This is a genomic window from Flavobacterium plantiphilum (genome assembly GCF_046000495.1).
GTDB lineage: Bacteria > Bacteroidota > Bacteroidia > Flavobacteriales > Flavobacteriaceae > Flavobacterium > Flavobacterium plantiphilum.
This window is the reverse complement of record NZ_JBELQA010000004.1, coordinates 341,738-365,423: the sequence shown is the minus strand read 5'-3', so window position 1 is coordinate 365,423 and position 23,686 is coordinate 341,738. Positions and strand designations below refer to the sequence as shown.

Below are 23,686 nucleotides of genomic sequence, written 5' to 3'. Positions count from 1 at the left end.
ATTCGCAAATTATTTTATATACATTATGAAAGAAGAATATATCTACAAAAATGAAAATTTTACGATAGTAGGAATTCTATTTGAAGTTCATAAAAATCTTGGGAAAGGATTTTCTGAAATTGTATATAAAGATGCTATCGAATATGAATTTCAGCAAAATAATATTCCTTACGAGAGAGAAAAAGAATTTTCAGTGCAATACAAAAACACCACCCTAAACCATAAATTTTATGCTGATTTTGTCGTTTATGATAAAATTATTCTTGAAATAAAAACTGTTGACTGTTTCAACAACAATCACTACAATCAGTGCTTGAATTACCTGAAAATCTCTAAAAACAAATTAGCTATATTAGCTAATTTCAACCTAATATCATTAGAATATAAACGTATTATTAATTCAAAAAACTAATTTGCGAATTTGCGGTAAATTTTAAATACCCTGTTTACAAATGCTACTACAGCAGCAAAAAAATGAACTACAAAGAATCCTTACATAATCCAATTTTCGAAATCATCTCTCAAGCTTCAAAAGAATTGAATGTTGACAGCTATGTCATTGGCGGTTTTGTGAGAGATTTAATTTTAGAACGTGATTTTAAAAAAGATATCGACATCGTTGCTGTAGGCAGCGGAATCGAATTAGCCTTAAAAGTATCTGATTTACTGCCTAAAAAACCAAAAGTTCAGGTTTTTAAAACCTATGGAACGGCCATGCTCCGATTTGAAGATACTGAAATCGAATTTGTAGGTGCCCGAAAAGAATCTTATACACAGGACAGCAGAAATCCAATTGTGGAAAACGGAACGCTGGAAGACGATCAGAACCGACGTGATTTTACCATTAATGCATTAGCATTATCACTAAGTGAAAACAATTTTGGTGAATTACTGGATCCTTTCAATGGTCTGCAGGATATGAAAAATAAAATTCTGAAAACACCACTGGATCCGGATATTACTTTTTCTGATGATCCTTTACGAATGATGCGCGCCATAAGATTTGCAACACAATTAAATTTTGAAATAGACGAAAATTCGCTTCAGTCTATTGCAAAAAACGCAGAGCGTATCAAAATCATTTCCGGAGAACGTATTGTTGATGAACTGCATAAAATCCTGGCTACAGATAAACCGTCGACAGGTTTTTTACATTTATACAAAACAGGTCTTTTAGACCTATTAATCCCTGAATTAACTGCTTTAAACCAGGTAGAAGAAATTGAAGGACAAACCCACAAAAATAATTTTTACCACACCCTTGAGGTTGTTGACAATATTTGCCCTAATACAGATGATGTCTGGCTACGCTGGGCTGCACTCTTGCACGATATTGGTAAAGCACCCACTAAGCGTTTCAACAAAAAACAAGGATGGACTTTTCACGGGCATGAATTTTTAGGTGGAAAAATGGTCAAAAAACTATTTGAACGATTACACATGCCTTTGAACCAAAAAATGAAATTTGTACAAAAAATGGTAGTCATGAGTTCACGCCCTATTGTTTTATCTCAAGATATTGTAACTGATTCGGCGGTTCGCAGACTGGTTTTTGACGCCGGTGAAGATGTTGAAAACTTAATGACACTCTGTGAGGCTGACATTACCACTAAAAACCCTGCAAAATTCAGAAAATACCATAAAAACTTCGAAATTGTCCGAAGAAAAATCGTTGAAGTAGAAGAGAAAGATTCTGTTCGAAATTTTCAACCGCCTATTTCGGGAGAAGAAATTATGGAAATTTTTGATATTAAACCATCCCGGGAAATTGGTATTTTAAAAGAAGCTGTAAAAGAAGCTATTTTAGAAGGTGAAATCCCAAATGAATATGATGCCGCTTATGAGTTTGTGCTAAAAAGAGCTAAAAAGCTCGGACTGGAAAAAGTCACAAAATAGCTAAATTACAAAGTTTAAAGAATAAAAAAACATTCCGTTCGTTTAACTAAACAAAACCGAATGTTCAAAATGTAAAGTACAAAATGAGAAAAGAGAATAAACCCGTTATTATCTGGCTACTTTCCGGCTGTGTATTAATTTTTATAATGGTAATAGTAGGCGGCATTACCAGATTGACCAATTCCGGCTTATCTATGACCGACTGGCATCTGATTACTGATACACTTCCACCGCTTACAGAAGCTAAATGGCACGAAGCTTTTGAGCAATATAAAAAATTCCCCGAGTATCAAAAAATCAATATTCACAATGATTTTACCATCGATGACTATAAATACATTTATTTCTGGGAATGGTTTCACCGTTTTATAGGCCGTGCCATCGGAATGGTATTTATCATTCCTTTTATCTATTTTTTAATCAAAAAAAGACTGGATAAAAGCACTATTAAAAAATGTATCATTCTACTTTTATTGGGAGGATTACAAGGTTTTTTTGGATGGTTTATGGTAAAAAGCGGACTAATCGATAATCCGGATGTCAGTCATTTCAGACTGGCATTACATCTTACTACTGCATTTATTACATTTGCTTATACCTTTTGGATAGCCTTAGATTTAATTTATCCTGTTAAAAGAAATATTGAAAAATCGCTTCGCAAAATAGCCCGATACGCTTTATTTTTTCTGTTATTACAAATTATTTACGGTGGTTTTGTTGCAGGATTAAATGCTGGATTGATTCACAATCACTGGCCTTTGATGAGTGATGGCCAATTCATACACGACAGTGTTTTTCTGGAACAGGATAACCTTCTTTTGAGTTTTACCGAAGGCAAGAGTGGTGTGCAGTTTGTCCACCGGACACTGGCATATGTTGTAGTGGGAATGATGTTGTACTTATACATTGAAAGCAGAAAATATATTTTAGATTTCAATCAGAAAAAAGGTATCCTATTATTAGTTTTTCTTGTTTTTGTACAATTTGCCCTTGGAGTATTTACTTTACTTTACGGAGTACCGTTATGGCTTGGACTAATCCATCAGGTGAATGCTTTTTTCCTGTTATCAGCAATGGTATATAGTTTGCACAGATTATCTAAATAAAGAGGAAAATTTGATTATATTTACCCCGACTATATTGTCCTATTTCCTGTTTCTTTTTTATAATGTCTAAACTCGCTGCCCAAGATAAATTTATAGATTTATCCGATTACGGAAGACCTCTGGGAAAATTGCTTGCCATTTCATTAAAAAATACCCGGTTTACCCCTATTCATGTCACTGTTTTATTTGGTATTTCTGGCGTTTTAGGAATTTATTGTATATTAAACAATCATTATGTTCTGGCAGGATTTTTTATCCTATTAAAATCTATTATTGATGCAGCCGACGGAGAATTAGCCCGAATAAAAAACACGCCGTCCTACAGTGGAAGGTATCTGGACAGTATTTTTGACATCATCCTGAACTTTTTGTTTTTCATAACTATTTGCTACGTTTCTGCTACCTCTTTATGGTTAACCCTAGTATCTTTTTGTTGCATCCAGTTACAAGGCACTTTATACAATTATTATTATGTAATTTTAAGAACCAAATCAATTGGTGGTGATTCGACAAGTAAAATTTTCGAATACAAATCACCTAAGGCGCTTCCGGGAGAAAGCCAGAAATCCGTTGATTTCCTCTTTCAGATTTACACTTTAGTTTACGGAATTTTTGACAAAATCATCCATGCTTTAGATCCCGAGGCTTACAAAGTAAAAACCTTCCCTAACTGGTTCATGACATTCGTTTCCCTGTACGGACTAGGGTTTCAATTATTACTGATTGCTGTATTATTACCATTAGGCTGGATAGAAATAATCATTCCCTTTTTTATTAGTTATTCCTTATTGATTTTTGTTCTAATCGGAATCCGCAGAATTTACATTAAATAAAAAAAGAGTAAAAACGGCATGCTTTTACTCTTTTTTACACAATTACAACTTGTATTATTTTTTTGTTTTAATTGAACAACCTATTGCTTTTGTAACTTCCGGTGATGGTGTTTCTCCTTTTTCTAATGCAGCAATAGCATTTTCAAGGTATTTTTCTTTTACATCAGCCGCACTGTCTACATTATCATCTATCGCTCCAATATATTTTACAACACGGTTTTTATCCAGTAAAAAGACATGAGGCGTCTTTGTAGCTCCGTATTGTGGATAAATCTTTTGTCCCTCATCAAACATATAAGGAAATGCAAATCCTTTCTCCTTAGCTCTTACTTTCATTAATTCAAAGCTGTCTTCCGGTTGAGCAACCGGATCATTAGGATTAATTGCCAGCAAAATGTAGCCTTTTGATTTGTATTTTTTAGCCAAATCATTAATTCTGTCTTCATACTTTACAGCAAAAGGACAATGATTACAGGTAAAAACCACTATATAACCTTTGGCATTTTTATAATCAGACATGCTATACATTTTGCCATCAACTGACTTTAACTTAAAATCAGTAGCAGTGTCCCCAATTTTATATGCGGATGGTGCTTTTGAAGTAAAAGCTGCCATACAAAAGACAGCGACAAATAACAGAATAGGAGATAAAATTTTCATAGTTCAAAATTGTTAGTTAATATTCGAATTCACAAATTGGTTTAATTCTTCATAGCTGGTAAACATCTTTTCTACAAATACTTTTTTACCATTTTTCACAATCAAAGTTGCCGGTATAGAACCTGACCAGTCTTTATCCACAGTGGGCAACCAACTATTATAATCCTTATCCGTTAGTAAAACCACCTCTGACTTGATAGCTTTCTTTTTTATAAAAGGCAACAATTTTGATTCATATTGATTCTTAAAATCCAGACTGACAAGCACTACTTTTACCTTTTTATTTTCTGAATTGAGTTGTTCAAAATGCGGTAATTCCTGCACACATGGAGCACACCAGGTAGCCCAAAAATTAACCACATAAGTCGTGTTTTCATCATTCAAAACTGTCTTTTCGATATCAGCATAACGATCAAAAACTGCTACTTTCTGAGCCTGTACCTGAACAGAAAAAAGAAACATAAAAGCTCCTAAAATATACCATTTCATATTAGTTATTTTTTAAATTATCAATCGAACGAATTTACAATCTTTAAACTGTTTTCCTCTCTCAATTAACATAAAATTATTACTGAGTCTTACGGAAAAAAGTTTATCCTTATGGTAAAAAAGAGTCTTTTTAATAAGTCAAAAACGTCATTATTAAGACCCGAAATTCAGCCTGAAAAGCATCCAAAAAACGAACCAAATCCTGAGCGTTTTCACAGGTGGAATTCATTCCAAAAACACACTCCAAAAACATCGAAAAAACATCAAAAAAAACAACCCCAAAAAACTTCAAAAAAACTACCCAAAAATACTCTTGTTTTTTCAGATTTTCCATCCCATAAAAAATAAAATCTTTTTCAAAATTGGAATTAAAACTAAAATTCAAAAAAACTAAATCGAAAATTTCAGCAACAAAAATCCTTAATTAAAAAAAATCTGATTTCATTTTAAGTCTGCAAAAAAACACCTTTTTTGAAGTAAAAATTCACTCGAAATAAAACTATAAAAAAGCTTGTTATTACAAACAACAAAACATATTTTTACAAATCATAACTTTAAAAATAAACAAGAATTTTAAGTTCTTCAAAAAATGTCAAACATTTTCAGATTCACCAACAAAACCTTATAAAAACACTTTAAAATACAGAAAAAAGAACCATAGAAATAATCTATACAATTAATTCAAAAAATTAAATTCCAGACTTTTATATAAAAACATTTAAACCAAAGAATTAATACCTGCAATTTTCGTCTTCAAGAACATAAAACCAAACCAGCAACCAACAAATCCACAAAAAAACCTTTGTTAGTAAATTCAAATAATACTATTTACTTAAACTAAAACTTTAAATATAAAACAAAGCTTTTTCTTTCATCAAAAACACCTACATTTCACTCCTTTTTTTACTACCAAATTTTAGTTTAAAAAAAACCATTTTGCACTTACACTTTATTTATAAAAAGAAATAGTCTTCGCAGCATTAGAACACATTTACATTTTTATTCTATATTTACAAGAAGCAAAATCACTTTAAAAAAGAGAACTAACCCAGCCCTTTTTTCAATACACTTTGCATTAAAAAACCAAAGAAAAAGAAGCCCCCTTTTTGATCAAAATAAACACTCAAAAACCACATTAAACAACGTTAAAAAAACACATCAAAAAGCATGAAAACGGAGAAAGAAAAAATGATTGACGGAGACTATTATTTAGCAGGTGATTCTACACTTGTAAAAGACCGAAGAAGAGCTAAAAATTTATTACACAGACTAAACGTAACCGAATACCGATTAACCAAAAAAGCAAAAGAAATTTTAAAAGAACTGATTCCAAATGCAGGTTCCAATTTATATATAGAACCTCCTTTTCATTGCGATTACGGATACAACATTTTTTGCGGAGAAAATGTGTATTTCAATGTCAATTGTGTGGTGCTGGATTGCAGCACAGTCACCATTGGTTCAAATGTATTTTTTGCTCCCGCCGTACAACTTTATACCGCCACTCACCCGCTCGATGCTGAGCTTAGAAAAACACTTGAAAATGCATTACCTATAACCATAGGAGACGATTGCTGGATAGGTGGCAATTCGGTAATTTGTCCCGGTGTAACTATTGGTAAAGGGTGCGTCATCGGAGCTGGTTCAGTTGTAACCAAAAACATCCCTGACAACTCACTTGCTGTTGGCAATCCCGCTAAAGTAATTCGGAAATTAAATCAATAACAAAAAATGCTGCAATTAAAACACATACATCACATTGCTATCATTTGTTCTGATTATAAAAAATCAAAACAATTTTATACTGAGATTCTCGGATTAAAAGTTATCAGGGAAGTATTCCGCCACGAACGGCAATCCTACAAACTGGATTTAGCACTGAATGACAATTATTGCATTGAATTATTTTCTTTTCCTAATCCGCCTGCCAGACCTTCAATGCCGGAAGCATGCGGATTACGCCATTTGGCTTTTGCCGTAAAAAATCTCGAACAGACTGTTGCTTTTCTCAAATCAAAAGACATTACTTCAGAAACCATTCGCACAGATGAATTTACGGGTAAACGATTTACATTCATAGCCGACCCTGACCTTTTACCTATTGAATTTTACGAGCTTTAACTTCTTAATTTAGTTCATTTCTAAACCTGAAAAAACTCAGATTAATGAACTCTCTCATTGTAAAATCTTATCATTAATACCAATCAAAAAACAGATATTAGATGTTTTTCTATAGTTAAAAAAAACTTGTTTTTTGTTGCGAAAACGCAGGTTTTTGTTTTTTTTACATAATTTTGCCGTTCAATAAAGATTTCAAGTAATGAAAACTACCGCACAAATTAAAAAAAACTATCAACTTATTAAATTCCAAAAACTTGTAATCGTTTCTCTTTTAATTGGTTTTCTCTCTGCTCTTTTAGGAATAAGTTTAAAAAAAATGACCGAATATTATGAAGAGATATTCTTTCATCAGGCTGATAGCAATCCGTTATTCTTACTTTTATTTCCCATATTTGGTTTATCTGTAATTTACTTTTTAAGACTGTATTTATTTAAGAAAAAAGAAAACAAAGGGATTAAAGAAGTTTTTGAAAGTACTCATTCAAAAACAAAAAATTTACCCTCTTATAAAATTCCGTCCCACACGATAAACGGATTACTGACAGTTATTTTTGGCGGATCAACCGGAATAGAAGTTTCTACCGTAGTTGCTACAGCTACAATAGGATCAGTAGCACATCAAAAAGAGAATGTTTTTCGTCAGTACAAAACAGAGTTAATTTGTGCCGGAGTTGCAGCAGGAATTACCGCTTTATTCAGCAGTCCAATCGCAGGGATTTTATTTGCACTCGAAGTAATTTCCCGAAAAGTAACCCGTGCCTTTGTTATTGCAAATCTGATTGCAGTTTCCATCGCTTTTGGGTTATTAACTCTTTTAAAAGAAGAACCTTTATTTTCAGTTGCTGTTACAACCTGGCATTTAAGAGCCATTCCTTACTTTATTTTACTTGGAATTCTGGCAGGAATCAATTCGGTTTATTTAACAAAATGTGTGTTGTTTTTTAAATCCCGATTTGCAAAAATCGAAACACATTACTACAAAATCATAATTGGTTCAGCTATTTTAAGCATTTCACTTTTTATATTTCCTCAATTGTATGGTGAAGGATATCATGCCATAAAAGAAATCATGAATTCTAATAATGAAATCCCTCTGACTTTTACATTGGCTTTTACATTTTTAAGCATTTTACTTTTAAAACCAATTGTAACTTCGATTACACTTGCATCTGGAGGTGATGGCGGTGTTTTTGCACCCAGCTTATTTATTGGTGCTTTTTTAGGTATTTTAGTCGCTTCGGTATTAAATACTTTTTTTGACACCCAAATCATTCCGGTTAATTTTATGATTATTGGTATGGCAGCTGTTTTAAGTGCCAGTATCCATGCTCCGTTTACCGCTATCTTTTTGGTTTGCGGACTCACCAATAATTACACCTTGTTTTTTCCAATATTAGCTGCGTGCTTAATCTCTAAATATACCGCCAAAATGATTTACCCTGACACGGTCTATACATTTGTTCCAAGTATTTAAATTTACAACTCATGCCTACTCGCAAAATTAAACGCGGATACCGCAAAACCCGATACATTTTATACAAAGAAACCCTGATAGATTACAAAGAGCAATTTTGGTCTTTTCTGGGCTCTTTCATAGGTATCGGTCTTATCTCTTATTTTCAAAACCTGAGTTTCTCTCATCAGGACGTTATTTATCTTATTGGTTCTTTTGGAGCGTCAAGCGTTTTGGTTTATGGAATTATTGAAAGTCCGTTTTCGCAACCCCGAAATCTTATTGGAGGTCACGTAATTTCGGCTTTCATTGGTGTCTCAGTAAATCTTTTATTTCCGGATGCCATTTATATCGCTGCTCCATTAGCTGTTTCGCTATCCATCGTATTCATGCAGATAACTAAAACATTGCATCCACCCGGAGGTGCAACTGCCTTAATTGCTATTATTGGAACGGATAAAATTAAAGAATTGGGCTATTGGTACGTAGTATCTCCTGTATTAACCGGTGTTTTAATCCTGTTTTTTACTGCTTTGATTTTTAACAACATGACCTCCAGCCGTAAGTATCCTGCTCACAGCACTTACCATAAGCGATACCAGAGAATCATTCAGCGCCTCAGACGAAATAAGTAATTCACAATCAAAACTATCGTGGTTTGTTTATAAAAATTCACAAATCGCATTGGGATTAAAAAGGATTAAATGTACCTTTGATTTTTATAAAAACAACGATTATGGTTTATAAATTTAGAGTAATCTTAGACGCAGAAGAAGATATTTTCAGAGATATCGCGATATTAGATGATGATACTTTAGAAGATTTACACAATGCTATCTTCAATTCCTTTGGGTTTGACGGTATGGAAGTCGCTTCTTTTTACACCTGTGATGAAACCTGGAATCAGGAAGATGAAATTTCGCTTTTTGACACCGGTGATGTTCCCGGCGAACAAAAAATCATGAGTGATTATAAACTTTCGGATATTCTGGATGAAGAAAACACTAAAATCATTTATGTGTATGATTTTATTAATATGTGGACTTTTTTAGTGGAACTTGCCGCAATTGAAGAACAAACAGCAGGAGCTATTTATCCTGAAACATTATTTTCGCACGGAGAAATGCCCGACGAAGCTTTAGAAAAAAACTTCGAAGCAGAAAATGCAGATGATTTTTATGACGAATTTGAAGATGGTCTTGACGAAGATGACATGGATATGTTTGAAGGAGACGACAGTTATGAAGATTATGGCTTTGAAGAAAATTGGAATTAGTTTTTTTTGAGTCACTAAGTTGCTGAGAAACTAAGTATCTAAGTTTTAACTAGACAAAAACAATAACTTAGAAACTCAGAAACTTACAACTTAGAAACTTCAATAAAAATGAGCAACTTTAGAAAACTATTAGTTTGGCAAAAAGCCATGTTGTTAACAACAAAAATTTACACTGAAACAAAAAAATTTCCAAAAGAAGAAGTTTTTGGTTTAACCTCTCAATTAAGAAGAAGTAGTATTTCAATTCCTAGCAATATTGCCGAAGGACTTGGAAGGGATAGCAACAATGAACTCATTAGATTTCTTAATATTGCTGTAGGTTCTTTATTTGAATTACAGACTCAACTAGAGATTGCAAAAAACATCAGCTATTTAAGCGAAGAAAAATTTAACAACTTATATGAGGATAGCCGAGAAGTAGAAAGAATGTTAATTGCATTTCTGAAAAAAATAAAAGGAAGCAACTAAAATCTTAGAAACTTAGAAACTTAGTCTCTTAGAAACTCTAAAAAAAATGATCAACTTATTCAACACGCACATCGAGACGCTTTCTATTCACAGAGTAGGAAACAAAAGCCGAAATGAAGCTATCTTTTTATCTGAGCAACCTTACAGCTTACAAGATGAAATTGTTCCGCTTATAAAAGAATTTTTCTTTAAACCTTTTAGAGAAAAAGAAGAAAATTATTTTCAATTTGCTCACGAAGTTGATTTGGATTATAATGACATGTATAAGTATGCAACTGAAATTTTTGATAATCCCGGCAATTTGCATGAGGTTTCTAAAAATATTACGAAGCATTTATTTGAGCAGTCTAATCATCCGCACATTAAAAACGGAGAAGTTTATGTTACTTATTTAACCAATATCAATATTGATAACAATGTAGTTGATGCTATTGGTGTTTTTAAAAGTGAGCTGCAAAGTGATTTTTTACAATTTGAAGAAAAAGGATCTAATCTGGAAATGATTCTGCAACAAGGAATCAACCTGAATAAATTAGACAAAGGCTGCTTGATTTTTAATCATAAAAAAGAAGAAGGATACAAAATACTTACTGTTGACAGCAACCGCTATGATGCCCGTTACTGGTTAGAACATTTCTTATCTGTTGATGCTTTTGAAGATGAAAATTTTATCACAAAAAAATATTTGAAATTCTGTCAAAATTTTGCCAAAGATGTTGTTTTTCCTGCTGAAGACAAAAAAGAAGAAGTCATGTTTATGAACCGCTCTGTGAATTACTTTGCAAAAAATGATCAGTTTGAAGAACAAAACTTTTTAAATGAGGTTTTAGACAATCCTGATTTAATTCCTGAATTTAAAAATTATAAAGTAGACAAAGGGGAAAAATACAGTATTGAGGACGTAACTTCATTCCCAATTGCCAATGCTGCTGTTAGTGATGCCCGAAAATCAATCAAAAACGTCATCAATCTTGATACTAATATCCAGATTAAAATGGATTTTATCAATCCGGAAAGTGCGGAAAAATTTGTAGAAAAAGGCTGGGACGAAGAAAAACAAATGTATTATTACTTAGTTTATTTTAATAAAGAACAAAAATCTTAATTTGTCACAGACCATTCATTATCTCCAATTATTTCAATAGTTGGAGATTTTTTTACTCAAAAACAAAAGCTAAAAACTTACAAATACATAAAATAAATGCATTTTATCGACTTTTTAAGTAGTTTTACCTATAATTAGATATTTTTATCATCCTAAATAGAAATTAAGCTAATCTACTTATGTATTTATGGAAATAAAAAAAGCTTTTATCAGTAAAAGAATTTTATGCGCCGTATTTGGACACAAAATTATTACTTCAAAAAAGATTACCAGTCATTTAAAGGAATACCGGTGCACCACTTGCAAAATGGAATTAACGAATGATGAAAAAGGCGGTATTACCTTCCTGACTCCTGAACTAAAAGAAATAAATGATGCGTTAGAAACTTTCTGTCAAAAAAAGCTCTCTCTTAAACAACACTAAATAATAGGTTTTTAAAAGCTTTTCAAATAAGTTAATTCACTATTTTTGTATACTAAATAAAACAAAAAAAATGAATCATCTTTTATTTAAAGAGAGTCCTTTTAAAACCATCATTTCTTTTCACAAACTCATTGAGTCCTTAGAAGAAATTGCACTGTCAGACGTTGACTACCGCTCAAATTATGCTAAATCATTACTAAAAGAAATTGATGCTGTTCCGGAGTTAAAAACCGGAATTGAAGATTTTTCAATCATTCAGAATAATAAAAAAATTATTAGAAACCTACTCGCTGATTTATTTCCCACAGCATTAACTAATAATGAAATTAAAGCCGTTACCATTCCGTTTCAGAATATCACTTTTAATTATACCAGACGATTTAAAAAAATAATTAAAAATGCAGGAGAATTTGACCTGACCATACAGGATTTTAATGAAGAGCATTTTTATGTTCTAAGCTGTATTTTAATTTTAAATGAATATTACAATCAAAAATTTGATTATAATAAACCCTTATTTTATGATATTCCGGACGCAAACGGAATCATAAAGCATTACCGAATTCTTTACAATGCTGATTTTATAGAAATTTATCCTTCGGAAAAAGCGCTTCCGTTAAGTCCTGAAGAAATTGATGAACTAATGGATAATTTTGACAATTTGGCTTTATGGAAAGAAAAATTTCCTCCAGAAAGCTGGATTTTAAAAGGATTCGGAATCATCAGCTTATTTGATGCTACTAAAGAAAGTGCTATTTCTAACCTAAAAACGAATCTTTTAAAGCGATACAAGGAACCGAAAGACAACATTACTTCTGAAAGTATTTTTAAATCTTTTTTTAAAATTCCCGATTTAAGAATAGGAATCAGTATTTATAATGAAGAAGAGAACAAGTTTACTAAACTGCCTTTTGAAAAAGCCAATATCGGAAGTTTTATTCTTCAGAATAAAGATGAAATGGAGTGCTGTAGTACCGTTCTGGGATTTTCTCTGGACAAACTGCTGAAGGAAAAAGAAACGATTTCTATTTCAAATGTAACTGCTTTTGGCACAATTCCCGGCAACGAAAATTTTGCAAAACTATTATCAGAGCAAAACATTCAAAGCTGTATTTTTACTCCTGTTGTTAAAGACTCTAAATTATTAGGAATTATAGAACTGGTTTCGGCTACACCCCGGCAATTAAACAGTATAAATGCTAATAATTTAAAATTAATTCTGCCTAGTATCATTAACACACTGGAACGCTACAATACTGAGTTACAAAATCAGATAGAAGCCATTATTCAAAGAGAGTATACTGCAATTCATTCCAGCGTTTACTGGAAATTTAAAGCCGAAGCCCAAAAATATTTATATGTCGGGACCTCTAACAAGGAACATACTTTTAAAGAAATTGTTTTTAAAGAAGTATATCCTTTATATGGCCAGATAGACATTAAAGGTTCTTCTGAACACCGAAATAATACTGTAAAAGAGGATTTAAAAAATCAGTTATTCAGTATTATTTCAATTTTCGAAAATTCAGCTTTTCTTAACAAACTGCCGCTGTCTGAGCAACGAAAATTTGAATTACATTCTTACGTAAAAGAATTAGAGAAAGAATTAAAAGCGGATACCGAACAACAAATTCAAAATTATATTGAAAAAGAAATTCATCCTATATTGATGAATTCCAGAGTTAGTGACAGCGACCAGGAATTTATAAATGCCTATTTTGAAGATTTAGACCCTAAAACCAAACTTTTTTACCATGCCCGAAAAAAGTTTGATGATGCAATGGGAATGATCAATAAAAAGATGGCAGTAGTTTTAGATTACGAACAAATGGAGGCTCAAAGCATTTTTCCGCATTATTACGAACGTTTTAAGACGGATGGTGTGGAACATAACTTATACATTGGTGCTTCAATTGCTCCTAAACAACCATTTAACACCTTATATTTAAACAACTTGAGATTATGGCAGCTGCAAACTTTGTGCAAAATGGAGTTAGAGCATCACCGCCTGAAAAAAACGTTGCCTTATGAGTTAGATGTAAGTTCGTTAATACTGGTTTTCAGCTCCCCTATTTCTATCAGATTCAGAATGGATGAAAAGCGTTTTGATGTTGACGGAACCTACAATGCACGTTACGAAGTGGTAAAAAAACGCATTGACAAAGCGCATATTAAGGGAACCCGGGAAAGAATAACCCAACAAGAAAAAATCACTATTGTTTATTCACATCAGTCTGAAGAAACGGAATATTTAAAATACATTAAATTTCTACAATTCAAACAAATACTGGAACCCACAATTGAACAATTTGAAGTGGAACAACTACAAGGCGTTTATGGTCTAAAAGCTATCCGAATAAAAGTGATGAATACCGATGCAAATTTAGACAGTCAATATTCATACAAAGAATTACTGGAAACGTTACACTAGACTCTGGTTGCATTAAATGCAAGAAAAAAGGCAAAGAATGAAATAATGATTCCTACCATAAAAATATTATAAGTTATACGTAGTAGTTTATATTTTTTTTCCAGAACAATTCCTAAAAAGTATAAATCCTTAATCATGGAATTGTATAAATACTGATTGTCTTTCATCATTTCATTCATCGCCCATTCATATTCGTCCAAAGGCATTTTGTAAAAATTACCAAAAAATAATAAATTAACTTTTCGGTCTTCGATATCTTTTCTGGTAAATGTACCGCTGGTAACTTTTGGGCGGGTAGAAAGTATCGCAAAAATGATAGATACTACACTAAAAGTAAGCATAATAAAAGTAGGAATTACTAAATGTGCATTACTGGGGCTGTCTAATTTAGGAACAATAGTAGACAATGCGATTGAAATAATAATGGCATTTACAGATAATAAAATATTGGCTTTACTGTCTGCAATCCCACTTAAACGGGTATGATTACTTAATGTAATTCTAAACAGTGTATCAATCCCACGATCCGGTTTTGCAATTTTATTTTTGTTTTTCTTATCTTTTTTTGGAGTAATTTCTTCGCTGTTTTTTTCCATATTTTCTATTCGTGCACGTATCAAATTTACATTTTTTTCTTTCAATGCTTCCCATTTTTCTTTTGCATAATCAGTATAATAGCGGTGGCATTGCGTAAGCATATCTAAATTTTCTTTAGCCCATTCTAAATCTGAAACATTTTTACCTCTTACATACTTCCATTCTGTTCTTAAAAGTTCGCATCTGTCGCAATAATTTTTAGTGGTAAAATGATAAAAATCGGCATCTTTTATTATTTTTTCAAGAGTATTTTTAGGCTCATAATGATACAATGTCGCCCTGATAAGAGCACTTACCTGAGCGATATATTCAGGTGTTTTTTGTTTGTTTTTTAAAAATTCAGCAGCAATAACAATACTATTATCCTCATGATTTTCAAAGCCATACACATAGCCTGTGTCATGAAACCAGGCTGCTACTATAAGGATTTCAATCTCTTCATTATTGCATTTTTCTTTTTCAGAAAGTATTTTTACAGCCTTAACCACATCAAAAGTATGGTTAAAATTATGGTAAATAAATGAATCAGATAGTTTATCTTTGAGTAAATTAGAAACAAAATCTTGTACTTCTTCAATAAAGCCCATAAGTGAATTTTTATACTACTAAATTATGAAATTGTTTTTGGATATGCATTTCTTCAAAATTAAAATATTTTTTTATGCAATCATCGCTTCTTTAATTATTACATCCTGTGCCACACATAAGATGCAATTGGGAAGTGATATAAAAGAAAATCCAGGTATAAACGACAAACACCTGTCTGAAATTGCACACCGCTTTTTTTTAATTGGTGATGCCGGAAACGCTGATCAGGAAAAAGCTCAGAAAATTCTAAATTCTTTAAATCAGCAATTACAGGAATCTGATAAAAATGCTACATTATTGTTTCTTGGCGATAATATTTATCCAAAAGGAATTCCTGATAAAAAAGATAAAAAAGACTATGCTACCGCAATAGGTAAATTAACTGACCAACTGAATATTTCTAAAAACTTTAAAGGTAAAACTATTTTTATTCCCGGTAATCACGACTGGTATTCCGGTATTAAAGGATTAAAACGTCAGGAAGATATAGTCAACAGCTACCTTGATGAAAAAAAAGCATTCCTTCCGGCAGACGGCTGCCCTATTGATGATAAAAAAATAAACGATCAGCTGTGTCTTATTACTATTGACAGTCAATGGTTTTTAGAAAACTGGGATAAAATACCAACTATAAATGATAATTGCACGATAAAAACGCGTGAAGGTTTTTTTGAAGAGTTAGAAAGTATTTTAAATAAAAATCAGGACAAAACTATAGTAATAGCTATTCATCATCCGTTAATGAGTAATGGAACTCACGGAGGACAGTTTTCTCTTGAAAAACAGCTATTCCCCTTAGAGCAAAAAATCCCTTTGCCTGTTGTGGGTTCGTTTATTAATTTTTTAAGAAAAACATCCGGAATTAGTCCACAGGATTTACAGAACAAACAATATCAGACTTTAGTAAAAAGAGTTAAAACACTTTTACAAAACCAAAATAATGTAATCGTAGTTTCTGGACACGATCATAATTTACAATACATCGAAAATGAAAATATCAAACAGATTATCAGTGGTGCGGGATCAAAATCCGAAGCTGCAAGAGCTGTTTATCCAAATGATTTTTCTTATGGTAAAAATGGATATGCTGTTTTAACAGTTTACAAAAATGGTACATCCGTAGTTACCTATTATGGCATAGAAAACAATCAAACCAAAGTACTTTTTGAAAAAACAGTAAGTAAACCAGAAAACAAGATTACGGAACAATACCCGGAGACTTTTTCAAACCGTACAAAAGCTGCTGTTTATACCGAAAAAATGACCACTAAAAGCGGATTTCATAATTTTCTTTTTGGCAAACATTATCGGGGATATTACAGCCGTTTGATTGACGTTCCTGTGGTGACCTTAGATACTCTCCATGGAGGCTTAATTCCCGTAAGAGCCGGAGGAGGGCATCAGTCAAGATCATTACGTCTTGAAGATGCTAAGGGAAAAGAATATGTAATGCGTGCTTTAAAAAAGAGCGTAAGCCGTTTTTTACAAAGTGTTGCTTTTAAAGATCAATATGTTGAAGAGGAGTTTACCAATACGTTTGCGGAAAACTTTCTATATGATTTTTACACTACCTCTCACCCTTACACTACTCTGGCAGTAGGCAATTTAGCAGATGAAATCGGAGTTTTCCATAGCAATCCTAAACTTGTTTATATTCCGAAACAAAACAGATTAGGTGAATTCAATACCGATTTTGGTGATGAATTATATTTTGTAGAAGAAAGGCCTTCAGACAGTCAAAAAGAACTCAGCAGTTTTGGTAAATCAGAAGCTATAATAGGAACAGATGATTTATTAAAAAACCTGCAAAAGGATGAAAAATATACTGTTGATGAAAACGAATATATCAAAGCAAGGTTGTTTGACATGCTCATTGGTGACTGGGACAGGCATTATGACCAATGGCGCTGGGCTGAGTATAAAGCAGGTGATAAAATAATTTACAAACCTATTCCCCGCGACCGCGATCAGGCATTTTCTAAATATGACGGAACATTGCTATCCCTTTTAATGAATATTCCGGCGCTTCGTCATATGCAAAGTTTTAAAAATGATATTAAAAATGTAAAATGGTTCAACAGAGAACCTTATCCTCTGGATTTAGCTTTATTAAAAGAATCCGGAGAAAAAGAATGGACAGCACAAGCTCAATTTATTCAGGATCACTTAAGTGACGAAAGCATTGATGCGGCTTTTAGGAATTTACCCGAAGAAGTCCGGGATGAAACTATTGCTTCGATTCAAGAAAAATTAAAACACCGAAAAAAACAATTAATTACTTATGCCGGTCAATACAATAAAGTATTACAAAAAACGGCTCTTATCGTGGGAACAAACAAAGAAGATGAATTCCTGATCCATTCTCCTTCTAAAAATGAAGTTGAAATAACTGTAAACCGAATTAAAAAAGATGGAAGAGAACTGGTTTTCCAAAAAACATTTAACCGTCATGAAACAAAAAACATCTGGATTTACGGTTTAGATGATGATGATCTTTTTGATTTTCAGGGTTCTCAAAAAACACCCATAAAGATAAAAATGATTGGGGGACAAAATAATGACCAATACACAATAACTAATGGTAAAAACATTCATATCGTTGATTTTAAATCAAAAAAGAACACTTTTGATACTGATTCAAGAACCCGAATTTTACTGACTGATGATTATAAGACAAACTTTTATAATTATGAAAAACCTAAATACAATGCTTTTTCCGGTTTACCCTCAATAGGTTTTAATCCTGATGACGGTGTCAAACTTGGGATTATCGCGAATTACACAGTGAATCACTTTAAACAAAACCCCTATACTTTCAAACATACTTTAAATGCAAATTATTATTTTGCTACTGACGGTTTTGAATTAGGGTATCATTTAGATATTCCAAAACTAATTGGTCAGTGGAATTTTGGTTTTGACAGCCAGTTTACCAGTCCCAATTTTGCCATCAATTATTTTGGTTATGGAAATAATACGGCCAATACAGATGAACTAAATGGAATGGATTACAACCGAGTTCACATTCGAATATTAAAATTTGCACCAAAAATAGAAAAAAAAGGACGCCTTGGAAGTTATATTAATTTTCAGTTTGCTTATGAAAATTTTGATGTCGAAAAAACAGGAAACCGATTTATTGCCATTCCGAATACTATAAATCCTGAAATTTTTAAACAGCAACAATTTGCAGGAGCAACTGTAGCATATGGATATGAAAATTATGACAATGCTTCACTTCCTTCTATGGGGATGGGATTTATGGTTGCTGCTAACTGGACAATGAATCTTGATAATAACAAACAAAATTTTCCGAAATTAGAATCAAAAATCAATTTCAATCATAAAATTGATCATCAGGGCAATATTGTATTTGCCACATTAGTAAAAGGAAAAGCTATTTTGAACAATAATTTCGAATTTTATCAGGCGGCCGCATTAGGAGGCGATTATGATTTAAGAGGTTTTAGAAACCAACGTTTTATAGGAAATCAGTCTTTTTTTCAAAGTAGTGACATCCGTTTTACTATCGGAAAAATAAAAAACAGCATTATCCCAATGTCTTATGGTCTTTTTGGCGGATATGATTACGGAAGAGTCTGGCTCGACGGAGAAGATTCTAATAAATGGCATCAATCTGCAGGTGGTGGTTTATGGCTCAACGGGATTAATACCGTAACGGCAAGATTAAGCTACTTTAAAAGTGCTGATGATAAAGCCAGAATTGCTTTTGGACTGGGGTTTGGGTTTTAATTGAAACGAAATTCATAAACCTTGCCCCCTATTTTTTTCGTCTTTTCATCGGCTATTAAAAGGGTTTTTGAATCTTTGAAACAAATCGCTTCTTTTTGAGAAAAATGCCCCAAAGGGATTGCCTTTACATTTCCTTCAAAAAAATTGTCGGATTGAAAATTTTCGAAAACCCATATTTGGCTATGACTCAACAAAACCACTTTAGTCGCGTCCGGGCTGATAGCAGCACTGGTTATGGCCGCATTTTGATAATCACCATCAGCTTTAAATTTCCCTAATAATTGGGCCTGGTAAAATCCTGCTTTATTAGGCACCTTGTATAATAAAGTAGTTCCGTCAAAATCTTTACTTCTGTTTTTTGTAAATAAATAAAAGTTGTTTTGGTATTCAAAAAAGGATTCTACATCATAAAAAAGCGCTGTTTTTTTAGGTGGAAATTTAGTTTGCTCAGGATAAGCAAAACTTGTTTTATAAGAGGGTAAAGCAGCTGAATTGTTCAAAGAATCCTTAGCAATTTTATAAATACCCAGATCTTTTCTGTCATTAGCATTGTTACCAAAATCACCTATATATAAATTCTCTTCCTGATCTTTAGTAATATCTTCCCAATCAATATTCTGAGCATCAGTAATTGTTAGTTTTCTCTGAAGTTTTCCTTTATGGTCTACTGCATAAATTTCATTAGCATTCCCGCTGTCTTCCAAAACCCAGCTTAATTGAAAACTATTTGTATAAACAATTCCTGAAATTTCTTTAAGCTGTTTTGGCAAAACATATAATTCTTCAATAACTGAGGAATCTCTTTGACAAAAAGCTACTAAAGACGATAATAAAACAAGGGGTAGAATTTTTTTCATCGTATAAATTAATTTTAAAAACCTGGTTTAAACAAATCAGGATGTTTGAAGTTTCTGGTAACAAATTTAAAAGCAGCACTTAAAACATAGCCCATAGAAGCAGCGTTTTTAAAGTTTAAATCATTTGTATAACGATACAATTCAGTCTTTAATTGTTTGATATGTGCTTCGGGAGCTATTGTATCATTAGCCATGATGCGAAGAATCTTCTGAATACGGGTTTCTGCCGATATAATTCTTTTCGCTAAGGCCGCACGTTCTTCATTTTTATATTGCTCAATCGAGCTGTCCTGTAATTTTTCTTTAATTAATTTAATCATTGGAAAATTCTCCTTAAAAAACTGGGGTCTGTAAATTTTAAAATTTCCTTCATAGCATTGCTGATCAAAATCGATTGCTCTTATTTTATAGACTACCTGATCAAAATCATGAATGGGAACTATAACATAGTTATAAGCACGCATATCGCCTAAAAGCCTAATCATACAGCGTTCATTGAACTTTACAAATTCTTTGGCTATTTGAGATTTTTCTGTTTCAGAACAATTTTTCAACAGTGTTTCCATGAAAACATCTCCCGGAATTCCAATAATATGTTCCTCAATTAAAGTATCCTGATAAACCAGAAAATTGATTTTATCCGGAGATAAAATATGTTCTAATTCTAAGCCGTAAATTCTGGAAGCATCGGCTTTCTTAATATAAAAATGAACATAATTATCATTAAGCACGTTCCGCACTTTGATTCTAAAAGGTTTTGAATTACCAAAAGTGCAATAATCAATGGCATCCACATTTAGAAACTTAATTATATCAGAATTTCCATCGGAATGCAGTAAAGAATAAATTTTCTTTAAATTCAGATCAATTTCATTTCTTTCAAATTCATTATAAAAAACCCTGGCCCATAAAGTATCCTGATCAAAATTATCATACACATTTACTGAACCTGAAAACCGAAGCAAATCATCATAAGAAATGGGCACCTTAGAAACCCTGTCAAATCGTTCTAAATAATCAAAAAGAAAATGATTTATGGGATAGCTGGGCTTTTTAAACAATGGAGAAATATCGCTCATTCAATATTATTATTTCTACAAATTTACATTAATTATTTTAAAGCCGGTTGAGAAAAAGCCTTACTTCGTCTACAGCTAAAAAAATATTAAAAAGGCTTAAACACTGGTTCCCAGACTATAAAAACAAAACCGCTTATCAGACTAAAAAAAGCTACTGAAGAAAAAGCTGCTGTTCATCGATTTTATTTGTGAGTTGAGACATTGTTAAGTACTTTTATTTTTTCAATGCTTTTTAATGAGAAAACTGAGATTAAAAACACCCCCTTTTTATTTCATAAAAACCAAACATCTTTCTAAAATATAAGCTCAACTTGTGTCTTATTAGAACTATTTTACTATGAATAAACAGGTGATTTATAATCAAACAGAAGAAACTTTAAATATTGGTCTCTGGGATCTTAACTTACAGGATAACACTGCTTTTTGGGATGCGAAAACCAAATCTCTTTTTGAAGTTTCAGATGATTTTATTCCTGATTATAAAAATACTTTTTCATTTTTTACCCGAAAAAACCTAATTGAGTTTAAAAAATTATTAAAGAAAACCATTGAAAACAAAATTCCGAGTCATGGAAAGTTCCAGATAATTACCGCTAAAAAAAACATTAAATACTTGGAATGTATTTGTCAGCTGGATACGATAGGTACACATTATAGTCGTATTTATGGTACTTTCAGAGATGTTACCATTGAAGAAGAAAGAATTTCTCAATTAGAATCGGCAGCAGAGAAATATGCTTCCGTTTTTAGCAGTGCAAACGATGCTATCGTAATCATTGATACCGAAACCGGAAACATTACGGATTGTAATAATCGTACTTTTGAACTTACCGGTTATAAAGACACCGAAATAATTGGTGTTCATAATTCATTCTTTTTTCCTGAAGACAACAGAGAAGAAATTCAATTTTATCTGAAAGAAAAAATCAGACAAAATACCTATTTCATCAAAGAAACTTACATAAAAAACAAGAATGGTTCTACAATTGCTGTTCAGGCTGCCTCAGGTAAAAAGTTTGTAATCGATAACAGAACGTATCTGGTTTGTTTTTTTAGAAATATAACCCGAAAAAAAGAAGTTGAAGAAAATCTGAATTTGTTATCACTTGTAGCTTCTGAAACTACCGATATCATAATTATAACGAATGCCGAAGGAAAAGCTATCTGGGCAAATCAGGCTTACATGAAACTAACGCATTCCACACTGGAAGAAATTATAGGCCACGAACCGAACTACCTATCTGTTGAGCCCGGTACTAATTTAGAAACGGTAAATAAAATTACAGAAGCAATAAAAAACAAAGAAGAGATTAAAGTTGTTTTTCAAAATTGTAATAAACGAAAACAAAAATACTGGTTAGAACTGAATATAACTCCGGTATTTGACAACGATGGAAATTGCAATAAATTTATTGCTATAGGAAGAGATGTTACAGCTGCCAAAGAAAAAGAAAGTGAACTGAACAACATTCTGGAAGTTACCAGTCAGCAAAACAATAAACTTCTGAATTTTGCTCATATCGTTTCTCATAATATCAGGTCTCATACCAGCAATCTGTTAATGGTTTTAGAAGTCATTGAAAGTACGGAAGATGTTCTTGAAAAGATAGCGTTAATCGATATGTTTAAAGAGGCAACCGAAAAATTATCTGATACAATTGAAAATCTGAATGAGATGATTACCATTAAAAAAAATGTTCACATTATAAAAACGGTAATTAATGTAAAAACAGAGCTCGAAAAACTGGCAGAACCTTTTAAAAATAAAATTACGCTTTCCCATGATATCCCTAATGACCTGACTTTAAATATCATTCCGGCATATCTGGATAATATTATCCAAAGTCTTTTAAGTAACGCAGTAAAATATCAGTCTCCCGATCGGGAACCTCAACTGAATATCAGTTATGAGAACAAAGACGGATTTCATATTATCAATTTCAAGGATAATGGTTTAGGTATTGATCTTAAAAAAAATAAACAAAAATTATTTGGCATGTATAAAACTTTTCACGGAAATGAAGATGCAAAAGGAATTGATTTATTTATTGTAAAAAACCAAATTGAAGTTATGAAGGGTAAAATTGAAGTTGAGAGCCAAAAAGGCATGGGCAGTACATTTAAATTATATTTCAATGAAAAATAAAACGACTTACCTTATAGACGACGACAAATTATCCATCAAGCTAATGAGTATGCTCATTTCAAAAAACAATTTTTGCGAAGAGATAGTTTCGTTTCATAATCCTCAGACTGCTTTAGACGAACTTAAAACTAATGCTTCTGACTCGTCTAAATTGCCGGATGTTATTTTACTGGATTTAAACATGCCCGTGCTTGATGGGTGGCAATTTTTAGATGAATTTCAGTTAATTACTTTTGCAAAAAAAATAATAGTTTTTATTGTATCTTCTTCTATAGACCCTTCTGATTTAGAAAAGACAAAAAATTATCCAATTATTAAAAATTATATCATAAAGCCACTGACATCCGAAAAAATAAAGAGAACCTCTCTTTTAATTGAAAATGAAATTTAATTTTTTTTTATAG

At 32.1% G+C, this 23,686-nt stretch carries 21 protein-coding genes; 16 read left to right on the top strand and 5 right to left on the bottom strand.

Going from position 1 to position 23,686, the window contains the following annotated elements:
- Positions 1-25: 25 nt before the first annotated feature.
- The 4 genes from ABS764_RS09245 to ABS764_RS09230 all read left to right on the top strand — a co-directional run bounded on the left by ABS764_RS09245 (position 26) and on the right by ABS764_RS09230 (position 3,835).
- Positions 26-412 (top strand): GxxExxY protein, encoded by a 387-nt coding sequence (locus ABS764_RS09245; RefSeq protein WP_408081499.1) that lies wholly within the window; start codon positions 26-28, stop codon positions 410-412.
- Between the two features lie 62 nt (positions 413-474).
- On the top strand, positions 475-1,896 hold the full coding sequence (locus ABS764_RS09240; protein ID WP_408081498.1) for a CCA tRNA nucleotidyltransferase: 1,422 nt from the start codon (positions 475-477) through the stop codon (positions 1,894-1,896).
- Between the two features lie 83 nt (positions 1,897-1,979).
- Complete coding sequence (locus ABS764_RS09235; protein ID WP_408081497.1) at positions 1,980-3,002, top strand: COX15/CtaA family protein; 1,023 nt, start codon at positions 1,980-1,982, stop codon at positions 3,000-3,002.
- A 62-nt stretch (positions 3,003-3,064) separates the two neighbouring features.
- Positions 3,065-3,835, top strand: a complete 771-nt coding sequence (locus ABS764_RS09230; RefSeq protein WP_408081496.1) for a CDP-alcohol phosphatidyltransferase family protein — start codon at positions 3,065-3,067, stop codon at positions 3,833-3,835.
- Positions 3,836-3,889: 54 nt separating this feature from the next.
- Here ABS764_RS09230 and ABS764_RS09225 read toward each other — a convergent pair whose 3' ends face one another.
- On the bottom strand, positions 3,890-4,495 hold the full coding sequence (locus ABS764_RS09225; RefSeq protein ID WP_408081495.1) for a thioredoxin family protein: 606 nt from the start codon (positions 4,493-4,495) through the stop codon (positions 3,890-3,892).
- Between the two features lie 12 nt (positions 4,496-4,507).
- A complete protein-coding gene (locus ABS764_RS09220; RefSeq protein WP_408081494.1) occupies positions 4,508-4,984 on the bottom strand; it encodes a TlpA family protein disulfide reductase in 477 nt (158 codons plus the stop codon).
- A gap of 1,167 nt (positions 4,985-6,151) precedes the next feature.
- Here ABS764_RS09220 and ABS764_RS09215 point away from each other — a divergent pair.
- The 9 genes from ABS764_RS09215 (at position 6,152) to ABS764_RS09175 (ending at position 14,262) form a co-directional block, all read left to right on the top strand.
- Positions 6,152-6,709, top strand: coding sequence for a sugar O-acetyltransferase (locus ABS764_RS09215; protein ID WP_408081493.1), 558 nt, complete (start codon positions 6,152-6,154; stop codon positions 6,707-6,709).
- 6 nt (positions 6,710-6,715) lie between these two features.
- Complete coding sequence (gene gloA2, locus ABS764_RS09210; RefSeq protein ID WP_408081492.1) at positions 6,716-7,105, top strand: SMU1112c/YaeR family gloxylase I-like metalloprotein; 390 nt, start codon at positions 6,716-6,718, stop codon at positions 7,103-7,105.
- A 199-nt stretch (positions 7,106-7,304) separates the two neighbouring features.
- A complete protein-coding gene (locus ABS764_RS09205; RefSeq protein ID WP_408081491.1) occupies positions 7,305-8,579 on the top strand; it encodes a chloride channel protein in 1,275 nt (424 codons plus the stop codon).
- 11 nt (positions 8,580-8,590) lie between these two features.
- Positions 8,591-9,193 carry an HPP family protein gene (locus ABS764_RS09200; RefSeq protein ID WP_408081490.1) on the top strand — a complete coding sequence of 201 codons (603 nt, stop codon included), beginning with the start codon at positions 8,591-8,593 and terminating at the stop codon, positions 9,191-9,193.
- Positions 9,194-9,294: 101 nt separating this feature from the next.
- The gene (locus ABS764_RS09195) at positions 9,295-9,834 is read left to right on the top strand and encodes an IS1096 element passenger TnpR family protein (protein ID WP_073244692.1); all 540 of its coding nucleotides are present in this window, start codon (positions 9,295-9,297) and stop codon (positions 9,832-9,834) included.
- Positions 9,835-9,942: 108 nt separating this feature from the next.
- Positions 9,943-10,302, top strand: a complete 360-nt coding sequence (locus ABS764_RS09190; RefSeq protein ID WP_408081489.1) for a four helix bundle protein — start codon at positions 9,943-9,945, stop codon at positions 10,300-10,302.
- A gap of 46 nt (positions 10,303-10,348) precedes the next feature.
- Positions 10,349-11,407, top strand: coding sequence for a nucleoid-associated protein (locus ABS764_RS09185; RefSeq protein WP_408081488.1), 1,059 nt, complete (start codon positions 10,349-10,351; stop codon positions 11,405-11,407).
- A gap of 187 nt (positions 11,408-11,594) precedes the next feature.
- Positions 11,595-11,831 (top strand): hypothetical protein, encoded by a 237-nt coding sequence (locus ABS764_RS09180; RefSeq protein ID WP_408081487.1) that lies wholly within the window; start codon positions 11,595-11,597, stop codon positions 11,829-11,831.
- A 70-nt stretch (positions 11,832-11,901) separates the two neighbouring features.
- Positions 11,902-14,262, top strand: coding sequence for a GAF domain-containing protein (locus tag ABS764_RS09175; protein WP_408081486.1), 2,361 nt, complete (start codon positions 11,902-11,904; stop codon positions 14,260-14,262).
- Here ABS764_RS09175 and ABS764_RS09170 read toward each other — a convergent pair.
- The gene (locus ABS764_RS09170; protein ID WP_408081485.1) at positions 14,259-15,446 is read right to left on the bottom strand and encodes a Pycsar system effector family protein; all 1,188 of its coding nucleotides are present in this window, start codon (positions 15,444-15,446) and stop codon (positions 14,259-14,261) included. The genes ABS764_RS09175 and ABS764_RS09170 overlap by 4 nt on opposite strands.
- A gap of 25 nt (positions 15,447-15,471) precedes the next feature.
- Here ABS764_RS09170 and ABS764_RS09165 point away from each other — a divergent pair, with 25 nt between their 5' ends.
- Complete coding sequence (locus ABS764_RS09165) at positions 15,472-19,200, top strand: metallophosphoesterase (RefSeq protein ID WP_408081484.1); 3,729 nt, start codon at positions 15,472-15,474, stop codon at positions 19,198-19,200.
- Here the strand turns inward: ABS764_RS09165 and ABS764_RS09160 are convergent.
- The gene (locus ABS764_RS09160) at positions 19,197-20,057 is read right to left on the bottom strand and encodes a hypothetical protein (protein ID WP_408081483.1); all 861 of its coding nucleotides are present in this window, start codon (positions 20,055-20,057) and stop codon (positions 19,197-19,199) included. The two genes, ABS764_RS09165 and ABS764_RS09160, sit on opposite strands and share 4 nt — an antisense overlap.
- A 14-nt stretch (positions 20,058-20,071) precedes the next feature.
- Positions 20,072-21,136, bottom strand: coding sequence for a hypothetical protein (locus ABS764_RS09155; protein WP_408081482.1), 1,065 nt, complete (start codon positions 21,134-21,136; stop codon positions 20,072-20,074).
- A gap of 337 nt (positions 21,137-21,473) precedes the next feature.
- Between ABS764_RS09155 and ABS764_RS09150 the strand changes: the two genes are divergently transcribed.
- Both ABS764_RS09150 and ABS764_RS09145 read left to right on the top strand, forming a co-directional pair.
- Complete coding sequence (locus ABS764_RS09150) at positions 21,474-23,282, top strand: PAS domain S-box protein (RefSeq protein WP_408081481.1); 1,809 nt, start codon at positions 21,474-21,476, stop codon at positions 23,280-23,282.
- On the top strand, positions 23,272-23,673 hold the full coding sequence (locus ABS764_RS09145; protein ID WP_408081480.1) for a response regulator: 402 nt from the start codon (positions 23,272-23,274) through the stop codon (positions 23,671-23,673). Before ABS764_RS09150 ends, ABS764_RS09145 begins: the two co-directional genes overlap by 11 nt.
- The last annotated feature ends 13 nt before the right edge of the window (positions 23,674-23,686 follow it).